Genomic DNA, 325 nt, shown 5'->3' on the forward strand with positions numbered 1-325 from the left:
ACTTACCTGAAGGCGCCAGGCATCACAACAGCTAATTGTATCATTCAGCAAGTAAGCACACTGACAGGGAAGAATCCCTATCACTGGGCATGATGGGGCAGTGTGTTTACTTGTTGTGATGAATCCCCCTGTGCGGAGGGGCGCAAACAGTGTGAGGTATTCCGCTTGCGAAGTCTGTGGTATGTGCGCGCGAGTCACGGTGGCTGACCAACGACTCACCGGGAGGCACCCGGCATCACAACAACTTTTTGGCCCTTTAGCTCAGTTGGTTAGAGCGTGCGACTCATAATCGCCCGGTCGCTGGTTCAAGTCCAGCAAGGGCCAC

General features: G+C 54.5%; 1 tRNA gene. It reads left to right on the plus strand.

The window, feature by feature from the left end:
* The first annotated feature begins 250 nt into the window (after positions 1 to 250).
* A tRNA-Ile gene (locus tag DEO48_RS19410) sits at positions 251 to 324 on the plus strand.
* Position 325: the final 1 nt, after the last annotated feature.

This window comes from Enterobacter sp. CGMCC 5087 (assembly GCF_003144775.1).
GTDB classification, from domain to species: domain Bacteria; phylum Pseudomonadota; class Gammaproteobacteria; order Enterobacterales; family Enterobacteriaceae; genus Enterobacter; species Enterobacter cloacae_M.